This window comes from Caballeronia sp. (genome assembly GCF_028292365.1).
Taxonomy (GTDB): Bacteria; Pseudomonadota; Gammaproteobacteria; order Burkholderiales; family Burkholderiaceae; genus Caballeronia.
In genome coordinates this window covers 1-18,386 of record NZ_JAQGMM010000401.1, presented here as the reverse complement: position 1 = coordinate 18,386, position 18,386 = coordinate 1, and the positions used below count along the sequence as shown (strand labels likewise).

Below are 18,386 nucleotides of genomic sequence, written 5' to 3'. Positions count from 1 at the left end.
ATCTTCGCGTCGATCGCGGCCTTGTCGCTCGCCGTGCTCTTCAGCGCTTCTTCAAGATCCTTCAACGCCGCTTCGATCTTTTCCTTCTCAGCCGCTTCAACCTTGTCGCCGTATTCAGCCACGGCCTTCTTCGTGCTGTGCACCAGCGCGTCGCCCTGATTGCGCGAATCGGCCAGTTCACGCAGACGGTGATCTTCGTCGGCGTTCGCTTCGGCGTCCTTCACCATCTTGTCGATCTCAGCGTCCGACAGACCCGAGTTCGCCTTGATCACAATACGGTTTTCCTTGCCGGTTGCCTTGTCCTTCGCGCCCACGTGCAAAATCCCGTTCGCGTCGATATCAAAGCTCACCTCGATCTGCGGCGTGCCGCGCGATGCAGGCGGAATGCCTTCAAGGTTGAACTCGCCCAGCAGCTTATTGCCTGCTGCCATTTCGCGCTCGCCCTGGAACACCTTGATCGTCACGGCGCTCTGGTTGTCGTCAGCGGTCGAATACACCTGTGCGTGCTTGGTCGGGATGGTCGTGTTCTTGTTGATCATCTTCGTCATCACGCCGCCGAGGGTTTCAATGCCCAGCGACAACGGCGTCACGTCCAGCAGCAACACGTCTTTCCGATCACCCGACAACACCTGGCCCTGAATCGCGGCGCCAACGGCCACGGCTTCATCCGGATTCACGTCGCGACGCGGGTCCTTGCCGAAGAATTCCTTAACCTTTTCCTGCACCTTCGGCATACGCGTCATACCGCCGACCAGGATGATGTCGTCGATTTCGCCGACCTTCACGCCAGCATCTTTAATAGCGATACGGCACGGTTCCATCGTGCGTTCGATCAGGTCTTCGACCAGCGACTCCAGCTTCGCACGCGTGATTTTCAGGTTCAAATGCTTCGGACCCGACGCGTCCGCCGTGATGTACGGCAGGTTGATTTCGGTCTGAGCGGCCGATGACAACTCGATCTTCGCCTTTTCAGCGGCTTCTTTCAGGCGTTGCAGCGCGAGCACGTCCTTCGACAGATCGACGCCCTGATCCTTCTTGAACTCACCGATGATGTATTCAATGATGCGCTGGTCAAAATCTTCACCACCGAGGAACGTGTCGCCGTTCGTGGAGAGCACTTCGAACTGCTTCTCGCCGTCAACGTCCGCGATTTCGATGATCGATACGTCGAACGTACCGCCGCCCAAGTCGTACACCGCGATCTTGCGGTCGCCCTTTTCGTTCTTGTCCAGACCGAACGCGAGCGCGGCTGCGGTCGGTTCGTTGATGATCCGCTTCACGTCCAGACCGGCGATACGGCCCGCGTCTTTCGTCGCCTGACGCTGGCTGTCGTTGAAGTAGGCCGGAACCGTAATGACGGCTTCCGTCACTTCTTCGCCGAGATAGTCTTCAGCGGTCTTCTTCATCTTGCGCAGCACTTCAGCGGAGATTTGCGGCGGCGCCAGTTTTTGATCGCGGGCTTCGACCCAGGCGTCGCCGTTGTCGGCGCGCACGATCTTGTAGGGCATCAGTGCGATGTCCTTTTGCACTTCTTTTTCGTCGAAACGGCGACCGATCAGCCGTTTGACCGCATACAACGTGTTCTTCGGGTTCGTGACCGACTGACGCTTCGCCGGCGCACCGACGAGAATTTCGTTGTCGTCCACATAGGCGATGATCGACGGTGTGGTGCGCGTGCCTTCCGCGTTCTCAATAACCTTGACCGTGTTGCCTTCCATGATCGCGACGCACGAGTTCGTCGTGCCCAGATCGATACCAATGATTCTGCCCATTTTTATCACTCTCCTGACTTTGATTGCAGCAGGTCCGTTTTCGCGTTTTCGACGTAGTTGACGGTCGAATCCGCTAGCCGGATGCCCAAAATTTAACCCTGTACGCCAAATAAGAGCGTTCGCATCGTTTTCAAGACCAAAAACCGACGCTTCTCCGCTTTTTTTCAGCCGATCTGAAACTTTTCCTGGTTAACCCAGCTCAAGACCAGCTCAAGCCTTCGCTTCGAGCGCCCGGATTTTCTCGCGAGCGGCGGCAACAGCGGCTTCGAACTGGCCAAGCCCATGCCAGCCAGTGGCTCTTCCCAGGCGTTTGCCCCGGAAGAAAAAGAACCACGTTGGCACGCCATGCAGCATGAAACGGCGGCCGAGATCGCGATGCTCGTAGACGTTGCTGTGAAACCATTTCAAGCCAAGCGCCCGGATCTCGTCCGGTTTTGCGAGCATCGCCTTTTTCGCGATTTCGCAGTTGAAGCACTCGAAACCCCAGAAAAACACGACGGCCAATTCATCCGCCGCCGACTCAAGGCCGGCATCGAACGTCTCGGCACTCAATTCCTGCATGTCGAAAGCAGCAAACGCGGTAGCGTCGACAGGGATATTGGCCATGACGGCAATGTCTTTTGCCGAAACGCTTATTTCGGTGCAGCGACAGTGACCAGTGCCGGACGCAGAACACGGTCCGCAATCACATAGCCCTTTTGCAGCACCGAGACAACCGTGTTCGCGTCTTGCTCGGCCGGCACCATGGAAATGGCCTGATGGCGGTGCGGATCGAACTTCTCGCCAACCGGATTCACCTCAACGACACGGCCCTTTTCAAGCGCGGCGGTCAGTTGGCGCAGCGTCAGTTCAACGCCTTCGCGAACTTTTGCCAGGTCGGTGGATGAATGCGTCAGCGCGGCTTCCAGGCTGTCGAGCACCGGCAGCAGGTTCTCGGCGAAGTTTTCGATCGCGAATTTATGCGCCTTCTGCACATCTTCTTGCGCCCGGCGCCGAACATTTTCGGTCTCGGCCTTCGCGCGCAAGAACTCTTCTTGCAACGATGCCGCCCGCGCTTGAGCCTCAGCGAGCAATGCCCCGGTTTCGTTTGCGTCGACGGTGTCCGGAGAGGACGTCCCGTCCGGCGCGCCGGTTTGCTGGATAGTTTGAGCCGCCGCGGTATCGTCGGCGGGCGTGGGGTTTTGGCTCGCGGTATTGTCTTGCGTGTTTTCCATGTCGCTTGAGATTTTGCTATGGGTGAAAACGGATGAAATCGAACGCAACGTTGCAGTCTCGACTCACCAAAAGGCTGCCGATGATAACCGCCAACTCAACGTTGCAAAAACACAACGGACTCTAACGGCGGACGGTGCAAGTAAAGCGAGGGTCATCCTACGTTCGTCCTAAGCCAGCTATCTGAGGCTCAGATGAGCGTTTTCAAGGGCTTGCACGTGCTTTCCGGGGCTGTTTCTAGGCTGCAGAAATGACCGGTTACAACCATTTTGGGCCTGTCATCAGATTCAGATTGAGCCGGTTGACTTGCTCGCCTACACTTCGAACATGTCTTCGGAAGCCCTAGTTAACCCTAATCTTACGAATGCCCGAATCCAAGTTTTTTTATCGCTAAAGCTTGTTTCAAGCCAGCTCTAGCGCCCGTTTTTCAGAGCTGTTGCGTTGTTACAGGGGGTGCCCAATGAAACTGACCTTTGCTATTGCGATCGTCGCGTTGGTACTCGTTGGCGGCACCACGACCATTTGTATGTCCGGTGCGGTCAACGACCACACTACGGAGTACGGCGGCGTCTCGGCCACCATGGAACACTTTTTCAGTCCGAGCCTGAAAGTTTGTCGATAATGCGGCGGTCGCGCTTCGTTGGGCGACCCTGCAATGCGGCTGCCGGCTCACGATACGTCTTCCTCCGCTCACTCTCCGCCACGCGTTTTTCCCGCCCGGAATCCGTTTCCGCATAAAGCGTCTGCGCAATGGGCGCCGGACCGCGCACTTCACAAATTCCCAGCACGTTCACTTGCCAAAGCACGTGTTCAATCTCGATCTCCACGAGATCGCCGACACGTACGTCCTTGGACGGCTTCACATTCGCGCCGCCAATTCGCACCCGGCCCTTCTCGACCGCGTCGCTGGCCAGCGAGCGCGTTTTGAAAAAGCGCGCTGCCCACAACCATTTGTCAATACGAAGGCGCGCGCCGGAGTCGGTTGAGATCTGGTAGTTCATTAGCTCGGTCTATGCGGCTGCGCTGAGCGTTTGCGGCGCCTGCACCGGCCAGCCCTGCAAGTGTTGCGCGACAATTTCGCCCAGCGCCTTGATCCAGGCCGGCGATGCGTTCAGGCATGGAATCCGGTGAAACTCCTTGCCGCCAGCGTGCAGGAATTCGTCGCGCACTTCAATGCCGATTTCCTCGATTGTTTCCAGACAATCCGACGTAAACCCCGGACAGAACACGTCCACTCGCTTCACGCCCGCCGCGCCGAGTTCGGCGAGCGAGGGCGCGGTATAAGGCTGCAGCCATTCTGCCCGGCCAAAACGCGACTGGAACGTCACCCGGCATTCGACCGGCGACAACCCGAGCACCGCCATCAGCAACGAGCCGGTCTGTTGACACTGATCGTGATACGGGTCGCCAAGATCCATGGTGCGCTTGGGTACGCCGTGGAAACTCAGCACCAGCCGGTCGCCGGCCGCAAAGTCCGGCTGGCCGTGATGCCGCCAATAGTCGCGCACCTGCTCGGCCAGCGCGCCAATATAGGCTGGATGGTCGGCGTATTGGCGGATAGTGCGCAGTTCCGGCTGATTGCGCACGCGCCGCAAGGCGTTGAACGCGTCATCGAACGCGGTAGCCGTGGTCGACGACGAATATTGCGGATACATGGGTACGAGCAGCACGCGCTCGGCGCCTTCCAGTTTGAGCTGATTCATCATGGCCGGAATCCCGGGCGTCCCGTAGCGCATGGCGTAGTCCACGATCACGTGATAGTCATTCACCGCGAATAGCCGCCGCAATCCCTCCACCTGCTTTTCCGTGTAGACCCGCAGCGGCGAGCCTTCGGGCAGCCATACCTGGGCATATTTCTTCGCCGACGCCCGGCCGCGAAACGGCAGGATGGCCAGCCGCAGGATGACTTGCCACGCGAGCGCCGGAATTTCCACCACACGCGGGTCCGACAAGAATTGCGCGAGGTACTTGCGCACAGCCTTCGGCGTGGGCGCGTCCGGCGTGCCGAGATTGATCAGCAGCACCGCAACGCGATGCGAAGCGGAAGGCTGCGAAGGCAACTCGAGGTCGTAGCGCATAACGGAAAGAGGCTATGAAGCCCGTGTAAGTAAGTGAAACCCATTATAGCGGCGGGTTTCGGAACGCAACATCGGCCGAACGGCCGAGTGGTGCACGGGGCTGGAGCAAGGCAAGATGGGTTGTCTGCCGGAGGGGTTCGCAGCATTTTGCGGGCCGCGCCGGCAGACAGCTTATCGGCGCTTATTGCGCTATTGCTGGCTACTGAGCGAGAGGGACAACAGGCGCGCGGTGATATCAACAATTGGAATGACGCGGTTGTAGGCCATCCGCGTGGGTCCGATCACTCCCAGCGTGCCCACAATCTTCCCGTTCACTTCATAGGGCGCGGTCACCACGCTCATTTCCTCGATCGGCACGAGATTTGACTCGCCGCCTATAAATATCTGCACGCCTTGCGCGTGGCTCGAGACATCGAGTAATTGAAGGAGACTCGTCTTTTGGTCGAACACGTCGAAAAGCTTGCGCAGCCGCGCCATGTCGGAAGAAAGGTCCGCCACTTCCAGCAGGTTGCGTTCGCCGGAAATCAGCAAGGTGTCGCCCTGATCCGTTTCGTCGACGCTCGCGGCCACTGCTGCCTGCATCAGCGAGGTCATGTCGCCGCGCAACGCGTCAATTTCCTCGCGCAGTCGGCGGCGTACTTCGTCGAAGGACAAACCGGCGAAATTCGCGTTGATATAGTTCGACGCCTCGGTGAGCTGCGACGGCGAGTAGTCCCGCTGAGTCGCCATGATGCGGTTCTGCACATCGCCTTCCGGCGTCACGATGATCAGAAGGATGCGCTTGTCGGACAGCCGCATGAATTCGATCTGCTTGAACATGTGGCTGCGGCGGGGCGTAAGAATGACGCCCGCGAACGTGGACAGGTTCGACAGCACGCTCGCGGCGGCGGCCACAATCTTCGCCGGTTCGCCGCCCTGCAGCTTGATCTTGACGGCGGAGGTCATGGCTTCGTCGTCGGTCGTTTCGACGGTGAGCATGGTGTCCACGAAGAGCCGGTAGCCGCGCGGCGTGGGAATCCGCCCCGCCGACGTATGCGGACTTACCACCAGCCCGAGGTCCTCCAGGTCCGACATGACGTTGCGGATGGTGGCCGGGCTGAGCTCAAGTCCGGAATAACGCGACAGCGTGCGGGAACCGACCGGCTGACCTTCGGCGATGTAGCGCTCGATCAGCGTCTTGAGGAGGGTCTGGGCACGTGGGTCTAGCATGGGGAAATTTTAGCTCAACGTGTAAGGAAACAGCGAGCACACCAAATTAGGGCGATGCCGGTGGACGTCATTTTGTCATTCACCCGTCATTAATTCATGATCCACACCATTCTAGCGACAATTCCCCGTCGCGCCCGGGGCTTAGCGTATACACAACCCGTAGCCGCGTCGGACGTGGCGTGCGGTTCTTTTCGACACTCACCTATGGTGTAATGCCGGCATGGAAATAGGTACCCAATTCAAGACTGTCGCGCTCGTGGGGCGCAACAATACGCCCGGCATCAGGGAGCCGCTGACGGCGCTTGCCGCATGTATTGTGAAACGCGGCTTCGACGTCGTGTTCGAAGCGGAAACGGCGCACGACGTTGGCGTGACCGACTACCCCGCGTTGACCGCGCAGGAAATTGGCGCGCGCGCGGATGTGGCGGTCGTGCTCGGCGGCGACGGCACCATGCTCGGCATCGGGCGGCAGCTCGCGCCGTATCGCACGCCGCTGATCGGCATCAACCACGGGCGGCTTGGGTTCATTACAGACATCACGCTGGCAGAAATGCATGAGCTCGTACCGCAAATGCTTGCCGGCAGTTTCGAGCGCGAAGAGCGGACCTTGCTCGAAGCGCGCATTGTCCGCGACGGCCGGCCGATCTATCACGCGCTGGCGTTCAATGACGTCGTGGTGAATCGGAGCGGCTTCTCAGGTATGGCGGAACTGCGCGTGTCGGTGGATGGGCGCTTCATGTACAACCAGCGTTCGGACGGGCTGATTGTTGCCACGCCAACGGGTTCGACCGCGTACGCGCTCTCCTCTTCCGGACCGATCCTGCACCCGCAATTGCAGGGTTTTGTACTCGTCCCCATTGCGCCGCATTCGCTGTCGAATCGTCCCATTGTTTTGCCCGACGACTCACAGGTGGATATCCAGATTATTGGCGGGCGCGACGTGAACGTGAATTTCGACATGCAGTCATTTACCGCTGTCGAATTGAACGACACCATTGAAGTGCGGCGTTCGCGCCATACGGTGCCGGTGTTGCACCCGGTTGGCTATAGCCATTACGCCACGCTGCGCAAGAAGCTGCACTGGAACGAATATCCCTCGCACGACGACGCCACGAAACTCTAAGACGCCCATGCTCCGTCATCTCTCGATTCGCGACTTCGTCATTGTCGCCGCGCTAGACCTCGAGTTCGAGCGCGGCTTCACCGTATTTTCAGGCGAAACGGGCGCCGGCAAGTCGATTCTTATCGACGCGCTCGCGCTCACGCTTGGTGCGCGCGCCGACGCCAGCATTGTGCGGGCCGGTGAAGCGCGCGCGGACATCACCGCTGAGTTTTCCACTCACGCGCAAGTCTCGCGCTGGCTGGACGATCACGCACTGGCTATTGGCGACGCCGATACGGTCATGCTGCGCCGTGTCGTTGATTCGAGCGGACGTTCGCGGGCGTTCATCAACGGTACACCGGCCACGCTGGTGCAATTGCGTGAACTCAGCGAAATGCTCGTCGACATCCACGGCCAGCACGCTCACCAATTACTGATGCGCCCGGACGCCCAGCGCGAACTCTTCGATACCCACGCGGGTCTTCTGGAGTCGGCACAAAAAGTAGCGCGGACTCACAGGGTCTGGCGCGACGCAACGCATGCGGTGGAACTCGCGCAGAATCGCGATCGCGAGCTGCAACTGGAACGCGAGCGTCTCGCATGGCAGTTGAGCGAACTCGACAAACTTGCGCCGCAGCCGGGTGAGTGGGAAGACGTGAGTGCCGAGCATCATCGGCTATCGCATTCGGCCAGTCTGATCGACGGTGTGCAGGGCGCGCTGAACGCGTTGTCCGAGTCCGACGAAGCCATGATCACGCAGCTCTCCTCGATCGTGTCGAAGCTGCGCGGTCTCGTCGATATTGATCCGGCGCTTGCCGACGTGCTGGCTTCGCTCGAGCCTGCCGAAATTCAATTGCAGGAAGCGTCGTATTCGCTCTCGCACTACGCGCAGCGGCTTGAACTCGACCCGAACCGCCTGGCGCAGGTCGAGCATCGGATGGAACAACTGCATTCGGCCGCGCGCAAATTCCGCATGCAGCCCGAAGCGTTGCCCGAGGAGCATGCGGAGCGGCGCAGACAGCTGGCGGCACTCGATGCCGCCGCCGATCTCGATGCGCTGCGTGCGGCGGTGGCCAAGGCGAAAGAGGCTTATCTGGCGGAGGCGACGGTGTTGTCGAAGGCGCGCGGGAAAGCCGCAAAGTCGCTTGGTAAAGCAGTCACCAAAGGTATGCAAGAGTTATCGATGGTCGGCGGCAGCTTTGAAGTCGCGCTCGTGCCGCTTGCGGAGGGCGGTGCGAACGGGCTTGAGCAGATCGAGTTCCGGGTCGCTGGCCATGCAGGTGTGACCTTGCGGCCGCTGGCGAAGGTCGCGTCCGGCGGTGAGCTCGCGCGGATCAGTCTGGCGTTGGCAGTGATTGCGAGCACGGCGAGCCCGACCCCCACATTGATTTTCGATGAAGTGGATACCGGGATTGGCGGCGGCGTCGCGGAAGTTGTAGGACGTTTGCTGCATCAACTCGGCCGCGACCGGCAAGTGCTATGCGTCACGCATCTGCCGCAAGTCGCGGCACGTGGTGATCACCACTTCCAGGTGGCGAAAGCCGGAGACTCAGCGGGCGGAACGCTCAGCACGGTTACACCGCTGGATAAGTCGAAGCGCGTTGAGGAAGTCGCGCGCATGCTGGGCGGCCTTGAAATCACGGCCACCACGCGCAAGCATGCGAAGGAAATGCTGGCTGCGTGAGCGGTGAATTAGCGGTGTCGGCCGCTGCCGATCGGCACCGCCGCCCCTACGCCCTTTTTTCGGCTTCATGATAGACTAAGCTAACTTAGCTAAGTCAACGAGAGAGCGCCATGCCCACCATCACCGTCAACATGCACGAGGCCAAAACCAACTTGTCGCGACTGGTCGAGAAGGCGGTGCAGGGCGAATCAGTTGTAATCGCCAAAGCGGGCAAGCCGATGGTACGGATTGTCGCTATAGACGCTCAGGCGCCAGCCAAGAAGAAGCGGATCGGCTTCCTCGCCGGCCAGGTCACCGTGCCCGATGCGCAGACGTTCAACGATCTGGGCCGTGATGAGATCGCCGCGATGTTTGGCGGTGACGAATGAAGCTGTTGCTCGATACGCATTTGCTGTTGTGGACGGCCGTCGCGAGTGCGGATGTTCGCTCGAATGGCTCGCTATCCAACGAAGCGCGAGCGTTAATCGAAGATGAGGAAAACGAACTGCTGTTCAGCGCGGCCAGCGTTTGGGAAGTGGCAATCAAGAACGGACTCGGCCGACCCGACTTCAAGGTCGACGCGCACTTGCTCCGCCGATCGCTGTTGGACAACGGCTATATCGAACTGGCCATCAGCAGCGCGCACACGGCGGCCGTCGGCAACCTGCCCGACCATCACAAAGACCCTTTTGATCGGCTGCTGATCGCGCAAGCGACATTCGAAGGCATCACCCTGTTGACCAATGACGAAACCGTCGCTGAGTACAAGGCGAGTCCGATTCGCCTGGTGAAGTAGCGAGTGTGAGCTGTAATAAATAATCCCGGCCGAAGCCGGAATAACGTTTGAATGTCCAGCCCTGCGACAAAGATCAAACAAAGCGCCTACTCCCCAAACACCCGCTTCCAAAGCCCCGTCACAGCCTCCCTCTCCGCCACCACAACTTCCGGCTCAACCCGCGCCTTCTCCATCCCGTCGAGTCTCAGCGTGTGCTGTAACTTCCGATACCGCCGATACGCAGCCGCCACCGTTTCCGCTTCTTCGGCGCTCATCAGTCCGAACCCGGCGGCCTGTCGCAACAACGAAATATTGCCTATATTCCGCACAAATTCAGCGTCTTCGCGCGCGTGCAGCAGCACCCAGTACTGCACGATGAACTCGATATCCACCATCCCGCCGCGGTCGTGCTTGAGGTCAAACAACTTGCTCCGGTTCGGATGACCGGCATCCACGCGCTCGCGCATGACAACAATCTCTTGCGCCAACGCAGCGGCATCGCGCGGCATCGTGAGAACCTGCGCGCGAATCTCCTCGAAGCGCTCGCCGATCTCGGCATCGCCAGCGCAATAACGCGCCCGCGACAACGCCTGATGCTCCCAGACCCACGCCGTGTTCGCAGCATCGCCCTCACGAATCTGATAACGCCGAAACGATTCCAGGCTCGTGACCAGCAAACCCGACTCGCCATTCGGACGCAGCCGCAAGTCGATATCGAATAACGTGCCCGCACCTGTTGCTGTCGTGAGCCACGTGATCAGCCGGCGCGCGAACGTGGCGTAGATATCGGCAGCAGACTCGTCGGGGTCGTCGTGAAGGAAGATCAAATCCAGGTCAGACGCGTAACCCAACTCCTTCCCGCCCAGCTTCCCATAAGCAATCACCGAAAAGCGCGGCACCTCGCGGTGACGCTTCGGGAACTGCGACCACACCGTTTCAATAGTGACATCGAGCACGGCATCGGCCAGCGCCGACAACAGGTCGCTCACGTGTTCAACCGTGAGCTTGCCGCTCAAATCGATCAGCAGAATGCGGAACACTTCAGCCTGATGCGCGTGCCGCAGCAAGTTCATCTGCTGCTCGGCGCCATCGGCAGCGGCAATCTGCGCGCGCAAGGATTCGCGAAATTGCGCCCAATCGAAGGGGCTCGCGATCACTTCATCGTCGAGCAATTCATCAAGAAGCTGCGGATGGCGAATCAAATAGCCCGCCGCCCAACGGGACGCACCAAGCACCGACAACACCCGTTCGAGCGCCGCCGGATATTCGGTGAGCAACGCAAGATAAGCGCCGCGGCGGCTGACCGCTTCAAGCAGGTCGAACAACCGGGCGATGGTGTCGCCGCGCCGCTCCGGCGGCTGGATTGCTTGCGCGGCTTCGAGCGCACGTTGCGCAACGATGTCGAATCGCTCCCGGCTGCGCTCAGGCAAACCTTCGTATCGCGTCGATTTCCACACGTTGCGCAGCCGCGTGAGCACAGCGGTGGCATCGGTGAAACCCAATCCGGTCATGCGCTCGACCAACTGTTCCTCGGCACTGTCGTCAGCGAGCGCGCTGCTCCAGACCCACGACGCCGCCGAATCTTCCGCGACCGCACAGCCGCCGTATCCCTTCACCTTATCGGCGAAGATCTGGTCGAACTGATGCTCAACGCGCGCCCGGTGCGCCTCCAGTTCGTCCGTGAGCGCCGGGTAATCAGAGAAACCCATGGCATCGGCGAGGACCGCGCGGTCGTCCGGCGCGACCGGCATGGCGTGCGTCTGCGCATCGTTTCTATATTGCAGGCGGTGCTCAAGCTTGCGCAGGAACAAATACGCTTCGGTGAGTTCACTGCATACCTTCGCCGATATCAACCCGTGCGCGGTCGCGCGATCCAGCACGGACAAGGTCGGACGAATCCGCAGATCGGCAATCTGGCCGCCACGGATCAATTGAAACACCTGCGCGCTGAACTCGATCTCCCTCATACCGCCACGGCCGAGCTTGATGTCGTCGGCTTTGTCGGGACGCATTGACGCGCGCCGCTGCGCTTCCTGCCGGATCTGCACATGCAGCGCACGAATCGCGCTGATCACCCCGTAGTCGAGATACCGCCGATAAATGAATGGTTTGGCGAGCGCGTCGAGCAGCTTTGCCAGCCGTTGCGCCGCTTCGCTCTCGCCTTCGGACACCAGCCGCCCCTTGATCCACGCGTACCGTTCCCACTCGCGGCCCTGCACATAAAAATATTCTTCGAGCATGCCGAGCCCGCACGCGATCGGACCGGCATCGCCGTTCGGCCGCAACCGCATATCGACTCTAAAGACATAACCGTCTTCCGTCACCTCGGCCAATGCGCCTATGAGCTTGCGGCCAAGCCGCGTAAAATATTCCTGAGTCGATAACGCCGCGCGTTCGCCGCCCGTCGTCTCCCCTTCTTCTTCATAGATGAAGATCAGGTCGATATCCGACGACACGTTCAACTCACGTCCACCGAGCTTTCCCATTCCCACCACACCCAGCGTCAAGCGTTGTCCGTCAGGCCCGCGTGGCTCACCAAACGTGACTTCCAGATCCGCCGATAACACCGCGAGCGCGCGCTGGATGGTCAGCTCGGCAAGATCGGTCATCGCGCCCGTGACTTCGGCAACGTGCGCGAGGCCGGCGAGATCGCGTTCCATCACCGTGCAGAAGACCTCGATGCGCAACCGCCTCAGCGCAGTCTTGAGCGCGGCTTCATCAAGCCGGCCGCCCGCCGAACGTGCCGAACACGCGTCGCACAAGGCGTCCAGTCGCGCTTCTATCCAGGCGCGGCGAATCGGCGCTTTTGACCATTCGGCCACCTGCGCCGGCAATTCGGGACGCGCGGCATACACGCGCGCGGCATAGTGGGAAGCGCTGGCACTCAGCAAAACGGCGTCGGTCATGAAAGGTCGGGCTCAGTCATTGCTCTAAAACAAGTCCGGCAGTGAGCCGGGGCTTTTGCGCAAATTGGCGCGAGGTGTGCAGAACGCCATCCAGCGCGGCTTAGCGGGCGCATCGTAGCGTGTTCCCGCAGTTTTTTGCACTGCGCGCTGTGTTACATTTCAACGTCAAATCTCGAAAACCTACCATATCGCCGACCCGCCGCAGCATGTCCGACCGAAAGGAACTAGCCGACCCACCCGTAGCTGTACCCGTGAAGCTAGGTGGTCGCGCCGAGCTCGCGTTGTCGCGGGCGCTGAAAGTCCTTCTGGTGCTGGTCGCGGTGATCTATTTCGCGGTCGCCGGGATCTATCTCACACTGCGTTACGCGCTGCTTCCCCAGATCGATGTGTTCAGGCCGCGCATCGAACAAATGGTCTCGTCGAAGATCCACGCGCAGTTGCGCATCGGGCGTATCACGGCGAAGTGGACCGGCCTCCAGCCTTCATTCGATATCGACAATCTCAGGATTGACGCGGCTGACGGCACGCCGGGTCTCGCCGTGCCGCACGCCAGCGCGACCGTCGCGTGGCGCTCGCTGCTGGGTCCTATCCCGGTGCTCTCGAATCTCACTGTAGATGGCCCTGACGTCGTGATCTCGCGCGCCGCTGACGGGACCTTCAGTGTGGCCGGCGTGCCGATCCAGGCGAAACACACAGGCAACGACGCGTTCATGACCTGGCTGCTGAGACAGCAAGCCATCGTGCTGCGCGACGGCACGCTGCGCTGGCACGACGGCGAGCGCGACGCGCCGGAACTCGCGCTCAAGCGCATCAAGCTCGCCATTCTCAACGACGGCACGCATCATCGGCTGGCGTTGCAGGCGCCTCCCGACGGTGACCTGCTGCATGGGCCGCTCGATTTTCGCGCGGACTTCCGCACGCCGCACTTCAGTGTGCCCGGCCGGCCGGCGAACTGGACGGGCCAGGCGTATCTGTCGACCGGTCCTGTTGATCTGCCCATGCTCGCGAAGTACGTGACGATGCCATTCGCGACCTACAGCGGACGTTTTGACAACCGCATCTGGATTGACTTCGCGAGCGGCAAGCTGCAAACAGGGGGCGGCGACCTGACAGGCTCCGAAATCGCGTTGCGCGTGCGTCCAACGCAGCCGCGTCTCGACGTGCCGATCGCGAGCTTCCGCTGGGATCTTGCGCAGCAGGACGACGAGTACACGCTGCACCTCGCGAACCTGCACGCAGAACTCGGCCAGCCGCCGCTCGCCGACGGCACGCCGGTGTCTCGCCTCCTCGCCTTGCATACGCTGACCGGAAATTACCGCGCGGCGACTTTGCAGCACGGGCAGCTGTTCGGCGTGGCGGGCGATGTCGTCGATCTCGGCATCCTCGGTGAATTCGCGCGCGCGCTGCCGTTGCCGTCGAAGGCGCAAAACGATCTGATTCGCTTCAATCCGCGTGGCCAGATTGCCAACTACACGCTGCAAACCGAGCGACCCAGACCGGCGACTCACGCGCAAATGCTCGCCCAGCGGCAAACGGGTGCCGAGCCGCCAATGCGCTACACGGTCAAGGGCGACTTGCGTGGCGTAAGCGTGCAGGCCCAGGAACCGCCGCCGGGATTGACGATCAACAACCATCCACGGGCCGGGATTCCGGGCGTAGAGAACCTTTGGGGCAGTATTGATGCCGATCAGGATCACGGCAGCGCGGTCATCGATACGAAAAATACTGCGATCACCCTGCCCGGCGTCTTCGATAACCCGCGTCTCATGCTCGACCAGATCGACGGCCGCGTAACCTGGACCCTCGCTGAGGCGCCCGGCAAGCCGCACAAGGCGATCACCGCGCACGTGGAGACGCTGCACGTGCGGAACGCGGACGCCGAAGCGAGCGCGACGGCGGATTACCGGAATGAAGGTGAAGGCCGCGGTTCCCTCGATCTCAAGGCAAAGGCCGCGCGCCTGAATGTGACGAGCCTCGTGCACTATCTGCCGACGAGCATCAGCGAAAAATTGCGCCTGTATCTGGGCCACGCGTTGCAGGCGGGTATCTCGCGCAACGCCACCATCGAGATTCATGGCGACCTGACGAAATTCCCCTATTCGCGTTTCCCCGATGCCGGCCAGTTCCGCATCGTCGCGCCCTTCTCTGGCGGCAAGTTCGAGCCAACGCCCTTTCCACTCAGGACCATGGCGAACGGGACGCCGAATGTGTGGCCGGCGTTTGATGGTATTGACGGGACGTTTCATCTCGCCGAAAACAAGCTGGGCTTCGATATTTCACGCGGCCGTTACCTCGGCGTGAGCGTGGTCAAGACGACGGGGCGAATTGAAGACCTGGGAAATCGTGAATCGAAACTGCTGATCGACGCCGACGCGCACGGCCCGATCACCGACATGCTTCATTACGTGGAAGACAGCTCGCTCGGCGCGCTTTCACATCATGTGTCGACGAAAATCCATGCAACCGGTAACGCCGCGCTTGCGCTGCAACTGGAAATTCCGCGGGTCGCGCCGCCGCCCGGCGTACGGCCGCACGTGGGTTACAAAGGCGCGCTCACGTTCAACGGCAACGAGCTTGCGTACGGTGCGTTGCCCCCGCTGTCGAATCTCAAGGGGCGGACGCGGTTCGGCGAGAAAACCGCATCGCTCGATGGCCTCACGGCGAAATTCCTCGGCGGCGATGTGCGCGGCACCGGTGGCGTGAAACCCGACGGGAGTTACGCCTTCAATGTAGATGGCCGTATTGGCGGCGACGCTGTCAAAAGCCTGAATGCCCACGATCAGGCGCAGGCCGCACAGATTCTCAAGCACATCAGCGGCACCGCGCCTTATGCGCTGCGTGTGCGTGGTGTGAAAAACGCGTTGCCGCAAATCGAGGCGAACTCCGATTTGACCGGTCTCGGCCTGGACTTCCCGGCTCCGTTCAACAAGAGCGAGGGCACGCCCATGCCTGTCTCGTTCACGTTCACGCCGGTCGCCGGGTCGCCTCAGGAGCACGACGCGACACTCACGTTCGGCCCGGTGAATGCGCATTACCTGCTTAAGCAAACGGCTAAGGAAATGCCGGTCGTGGAACGGGGTGCTATTGGCGTGAACAAACCGGCCGATCTGCCGGCGCAGGGCGTGACGGCGGCGGTGGATATTGACGAACTCGACGCCGATGCGTGGCGCAAGCTGATCGCCGAATTGGGACCGTTGCCGCAACCGGATCCGAAGATGCAATCGCAGGTGGTAAAGCAGTTCATCCCCAAGCGCTTTGCGCTGCATTTCGCCACGATCAAGCTGCTCAACCGGCGCTGGGAAGATGTGGTGATCGGCGCAAATCTGAGCGATGACCGCAAGTGGCAGGCGAACATTGCGTCGGATCAGGTCACGGGCAATGCCGAATGGATGCCGGGCGCGACGAAGGGTAGTCCGGGCGCGTTGCAGGCGCGATTCACGAAGGTCGTGATTCCCGGGAAACAGGAAACCGACCTGGTCGGGCAGATGATCCGCAAGCCGCCGGCCAACATGCCGTCCATCGATTTGATCGTGAATGAACTCGTGGTGCGCGGGCGCACGCTCGGACGGCTCGAGGTCGACGCGCACAATGACGTGGAAGACAAGGTGCCAGTCTGGTATCTGGACAAGCTGGACCTGAGCAACCCGGACGCGACGCTATCTGCCACGGCCAACTGGCGCACGATCAGCGGTCCCGTCGGTTTTCCTGCCAACGCCGACGACAACGCCCCTCGCCGTACCGCGCTCGATTTCAAGCTGGACATCACGGATGCCGGTGCGCTGGTCGAACGGCTAGGCTTGCCGCGTACGGTGAAGAACGGCAAAGGCACCGTAACGGGCCAGCTTGGCTGGGACGGCAGCCCAGCCGCGGTCGATCTTCCCACACTCAACGGCAAGCTCAATGTCGACTTGCAGCACGGTCAGATTCTCAAGGTCAATCCCGGCGCGGCCAAGCTGCTCGGCGTGCTCAGCCTGCAGAGCCTTGCACGCTTCCTCACGCTGAATTTCCAGGACGTGGTCGGCAAGGGGCTGCCGTTCGAAAAGATCACCGGCTCGGGCACGGTTCAGAATGGCATCGGCCGCACCAACGATTTCACGATGATCACGGCGCCCGCACGCGTCGAACTGAAGGGGCTGGTCAATTTGCCGAAGGAAACCCAGGACCTGCACGCCAGGATCATCCCGACCATTAGCGCGGGCGCCGTGGCGCTGGGCGCGGCCGTGATCAATCCTTTGCTCGGGCTCGGCACGCTGGTGGCCGATCTGGTGCTGTCGAAGTCAATTGGAAAAGCGTTCACCATTGACTATTCCATTACCGGTTCGTGGTCGAAACCCGTCATTCAGCGGGTGAAAGGCGATCAGGGTAAGATCGAAATTCCCGCTGAAGCCGCGCCCAACTGAGCGCTTTGATCGTGTTTCAGCGAAGTCCCACTGGCTGGCGGCAGGCGATTTTGATCACAGTTCGATCATGAACTTTGATCATGATTGCGCCCTTTTTAGCAGGCTGACATGAGCGACAGATCAAGCGAAGGCACCTCCGGGACGTTCCGCGTAGCCGCGCTGCAAATGGTGAGCGCGCCGGATCGTGAACGTAATATCGCGGAGGCCGGGCGGCTGATTGCCGAAGCCGCGCGCGGCGGCGCGCAGCTCGTGCTCCTGCCGGAATATTTCTGCTACATGGGTTTCAAGGACACGGACAAGCTCGCGATCCGCGAGACGCCCGGCCACGGACCGATCCAGCAATTCCTGTCGGACGCGGCGCGTGAACATAGGGTATGGGTGATCGGCGGGACCTTGCCGCTTGAATCGCCTGAAGCGGCGCGCGTGCTCAATACCACCCTGGTCTTCGATCCAACCGGAAAGCAGGTTGCCCGTTACGACAAGATTCATCTCTTCAATTTCGAGAAAGGCACAGAATCCTTCGACGAAGCCCGCACGATCTGTCCAGGAAGCGAAGTGCGTACGTTTGATGCGCCATTCGGACGCGTCGGGTTGTCGGTATGTTACGACCTGCGCTTTCCCGAGCTTTACAGAAAAATGGGCGATTGCGCGTTGATGGTCGTACCGTCTGCGTTCACCTACACAACAGGCGAGGCGCACTGGGAAACGCTGTTGAAGGCGCGTGCAGTGGAAAACCAATGCTACGTGCTGGCCGCCGCGCAAGGCGGCAAACACGAAAACGGCCGGAGGACCTGGGGCCACAGCATGCTGATCGACCCGTGGGGCGAGATCATGGCCGTGGTGGAAGAGGGTGCGGGCGTGGCAGCCGGAGCGATTGATGCTGCGCGCATTGCGTCCGTCCGCCAAAGCCTTCCGGCCCTGCGGCATCGCGTTTTGGGTTAGCTTGTTTTTTCGGAGCCCCCCTCCATCTGGTCAGGGTGTGGCATAAATACTCCAACGTTAGAATGCGTTTAATCCCCACAGACTTCGCCACAGGCAACGAATGAACATCATCGAACCCGGCATCCGAAATCTCGCCACTGCGAAAGAGATCCTGTTGACGCCCTACGGCCTCGACGAATCCACTATTACGCGCACACTGGCCGAGATCTTCACGCACCGCGTGGACTACGCGGATCTCTATTTCCAGTCCACGCGCAGCGAAGCGTGGAGCCTGGAAGAAGGCATCGTCAAATCGGGCAGCTTCAGCATCGATCAAGGTGTGGGCGT

The 18,386-nt window shown here is 60.6% G+C and carries 15 protein-coding genes; 8 read left to right on the top strand and 7 right to left on the bottom strand.

Going from position 1 to position 18,386, the window contains the following annotated elements; translation table 11 throughout:
* The 3 genes from dnaK to grpE all read right to left on the bottom strand — a co-directional run.
* Positions 1-1,772, bottom strand: a 1,772-nt coding sequence (dnaK, locus tag JWR14_RS24155; protein WP_299713121.1) for a molecular chaperone DnaK, incomplete at its 3' end; no start/stop codon positions are given.
* A 210-nt stretch (positions 1,773-1,982) separates the two neighbouring features.
* On the bottom strand, positions 1,983-2,378 hold the full coding sequence (locus JWR14_RS24150; RefSeq protein ID WP_299713118.1) for a thioredoxin family protein: 396 nt from the start codon (positions 2,376-2,378) through the stop codon (positions 1,983-1,985).
* 26 nt (positions 2,379-2,404) lie between these two features.
* Complete coding sequence (gene grpE / locus JWR14_RS24145; protein WP_299713114.1) at positions 2,405-2,986, bottom strand: nucleotide exchange factor GrpE; 582 nt, start codon at positions 2,984-2,986, stop codon at positions 2,405-2,407.
* Positions 2,987-3,444: 458 nt separating this feature from the next.
* Here grpE and JWR14_RS24140 point away from each other — a divergent pair, with 458 nt between their 5' ends.
* Complete coding sequence (locus JWR14_RS24140) at positions 3,445-3,606, top strand: hypothetical protein (RefSeq protein ID WP_174254665.1); 162 nt, start codon at positions 3,445-3,447, stop codon at positions 3,604-3,606.
* Here the strand turns inward: JWR14_RS24140 and JWR14_RS24135 are convergent.
* The 3 genes from JWR14_RS24135 to hrcA all read right to left on the bottom strand — a co-directional run bounded on the left by JWR14_RS24135 (position 3,578) and on the right by hrcA (position 6,271).
* A complete protein-coding gene (locus JWR14_RS24135) occupies positions 3,578-3,985 on the bottom strand; it encodes an RNA-binding S4 domain-containing protein (RefSeq protein ID WP_299713108.1) in 408 nt (135 codons plus the stop codon). The two genes, JWR14_RS24140 and JWR14_RS24135, sit on opposite strands and share 29 nt — an antisense overlap.
* A 9-nt stretch (positions 3,986-3,994) precedes the next feature.
* A complete protein-coding gene (hemH, locus tag JWR14_RS24130) occupies positions 3,995-5,062 on the bottom strand; it encodes a ferrochelatase (protein WP_299713105.1) in 1,068 nt (355 codons plus the stop codon).
* 189 nt (positions 5,063-5,251) lie between these two features.
* The gene (gene hrcA / locus JWR14_RS24125) at positions 5,252-6,271 is read right to left on the bottom strand and encodes a heat-inducible transcriptional repressor HrcA (RefSeq protein WP_299713102.1); all 1,020 of its coding nucleotides are present in this window, start codon (positions 6,269-6,271) and stop codon (positions 5,252-5,254) included.
* A 220-nt stretch (positions 6,272-6,491) separates the two neighbouring features.
* On the opposite strand from hrcA, the gene JWR14_RS24120 reads away from it, so the two are divergent.
* From JWR14_RS24120 to JWR14_RS24105, 4 genes are all read left to right on the top strand, one after another.
* Positions 6,492-7,394, top strand: coding sequence for an NAD kinase (locus JWR14_RS24120; protein ID WP_299713099.1), 903 nt, complete (start codon positions 6,492-6,494; stop codon positions 7,392-7,394).
* A gap of 7 nt (positions 7,395-7,401) precedes the next feature.
* On the top strand, positions 7,402-9,057 hold the full coding sequence (recN, locus tag JWR14_RS24115; RefSeq protein WP_299713096.1) for a DNA repair protein RecN: 1,656 nt from the start codon (positions 7,402-7,404) through the stop codon (positions 9,055-9,057).
* Between the two features lie 110 nt (positions 9,058-9,167).
* Positions 9,168-9,425, top strand: a complete 258-nt coding sequence (locus JWR14_RS24110) for a type II toxin-antitoxin system prevent-host-death family antitoxin (RefSeq protein WP_299713093.1) — start codon at positions 9,168-9,170, stop codon at positions 9,423-9,425.
* Positions 9,422-9,832, top strand: a complete 411-nt coding sequence (locus JWR14_RS24105; protein WP_299713089.1) for a type II toxin-antitoxin system VapC family toxin — start codon at positions 9,422-9,424, stop codon at positions 9,830-9,832. The genes JWR14_RS24110 and JWR14_RS24105 overlap by 4 nt, the downstream gene beginning before the upstream one ends.
* Before the next feature lie 86 nt (positions 9,833-9,918).
* On the opposite strand, the gene glnE is transcribed toward JWR14_RS24105, so the two are convergent.
* On the bottom strand, positions 9,919-12,717 hold the full coding sequence (gene glnE / locus JWR14_RS24100) for a bifunctional [glutamate--ammonia ligase]-adenylyl-L-tyrosine phosphorylase/[glutamate--ammonia-ligase] adenylyltransferase (RefSeq protein ID WP_299713086.1): 2,799 nt from the start codon (positions 12,715-12,717) through the stop codon (positions 9,919-9,921).
* A 206-nt stretch (positions 12,718-12,923) separates the two neighbouring features.
* On the opposite strand from glnE, the gene JWR14_RS24095 reads away from it, so the two are divergent.
* From JWR14_RS24095 to JWR14_RS24085, 3 genes are all read left to right on the top strand, one after another.
* The gene (locus JWR14_RS24095; RefSeq protein WP_299713083.1) at positions 12,924-17,117 is read left to right on the top strand and encodes an AsmA-like C-terminal region-containing protein; all 4,194 of its coding nucleotides are present in this window, start codon (positions 12,924-12,926) and stop codon (positions 17,115-17,117) included.
* Between the two features lie 108 nt (positions 17,118-17,225).
* Positions 17,226-18,059, top strand: coding sequence for a carbon-nitrogen hydrolase family protein (locus tag JWR14_RS24090; protein WP_299713079.1), 834 nt, complete (start codon positions 17,226-17,228; stop codon positions 18,057-18,059).
* A gap of 100 nt (positions 18,060-18,159) precedes the next feature.
* A partial coding sequence (locus tag JWR14_RS24085; protein WP_366144591.1) for a DNA gyrase modulator occupies positions 18,160-18,386 on the top strand: 227 nt, incomplete at its 3' end.

Excerpts from the sequence above, each read along its gene's own strand:
- JWR14_RS24150 (WP_299713118.1), bottom strand. The coding sequence starts at position 2,378 with ATGGCCAATATCCCTGTCGACGCTACCGCGTTTGCTGCTTTCGACATG.
- grpE (WP_299713114.1), bottom strand. The coding sequence starts at position 2,986 with ATGGAAAACACGCAAGACAATACCGCGAGCCAAAACCCCACGCCCGCC.
- JWR14_RS24140 (WP_174254665.1), top strand. The coding sequence starts at position 3,445 with ATGAAACTGACCTTTGCTATTGCGATCGTCGCGTTGGTACTCGTTGGC.
- JWR14_RS24135 (WP_299713108.1), bottom strand. The coding sequence starts at position 3,985 with ATGAACTACCAGATCTCAACCGACTCCGGCGCGCGCCTTCGTATTGAC.
- hemH (WP_299713105.1), bottom strand. The coding sequence starts at position 5,062 with ATGCGCTACGACCTCGAGTTGCCTTCGCAGCCTTCCGCTTCGCATCGC.
- hrcA (WP_299713102.1), bottom strand. The coding sequence starts at position 6,271 with ATGCTAGACCCACGTGCCCAGACCCTCCTCAAGACGCTGATCGAGCGC.
- JWR14_RS24120 (WP_299713099.1), top strand. The coding sequence starts at position 6,492 with ATGGAAATAGGTACCCAATTCAAGACTGTCGCGCTCGTGGGGCGCAAC.
- recN (WP_299713096.1), top strand. The coding sequence starts at position 7,402 with ATGCTCCGTCATCTCTCGATTCGCGACTTCGTCATTGTCGCCGCGCTA.
- JWR14_RS24110 (WP_299713093.1), top strand. The coding sequence starts at position 9,168 with ATGCCCACCATCACCGTCAACATGCACGAGGCCAAAACCAACTTGTCG.
- JWR14_RS24105 (WP_299713089.1), top strand. The coding sequence starts at position 9,422 with ATGAAGCTGTTGCTCGATACGCATTTGCTGTTGTGGACGGCCGTCGCG.
- glnE (WP_299713086.1), bottom strand. The coding sequence starts at position 12,717 with ATGACCGACGCCGTTTTGCTGAGTGCCAGCGCTTCCCACTATGCCGCG.
- JWR14_RS24095 (WP_299713083.1), top strand. The coding sequence starts at position 12,924 with ATGTCCGACCGAAAGGAACTAGCCGACCCACCCGTAGCTGTACCCGTG.
- JWR14_RS24090 (WP_299713079.1), top strand. The coding sequence starts at position 17,226 with ATGAGCGACAGATCAAGCGAAGGCACCTCCGGGACGTTCCGCGTAGCC.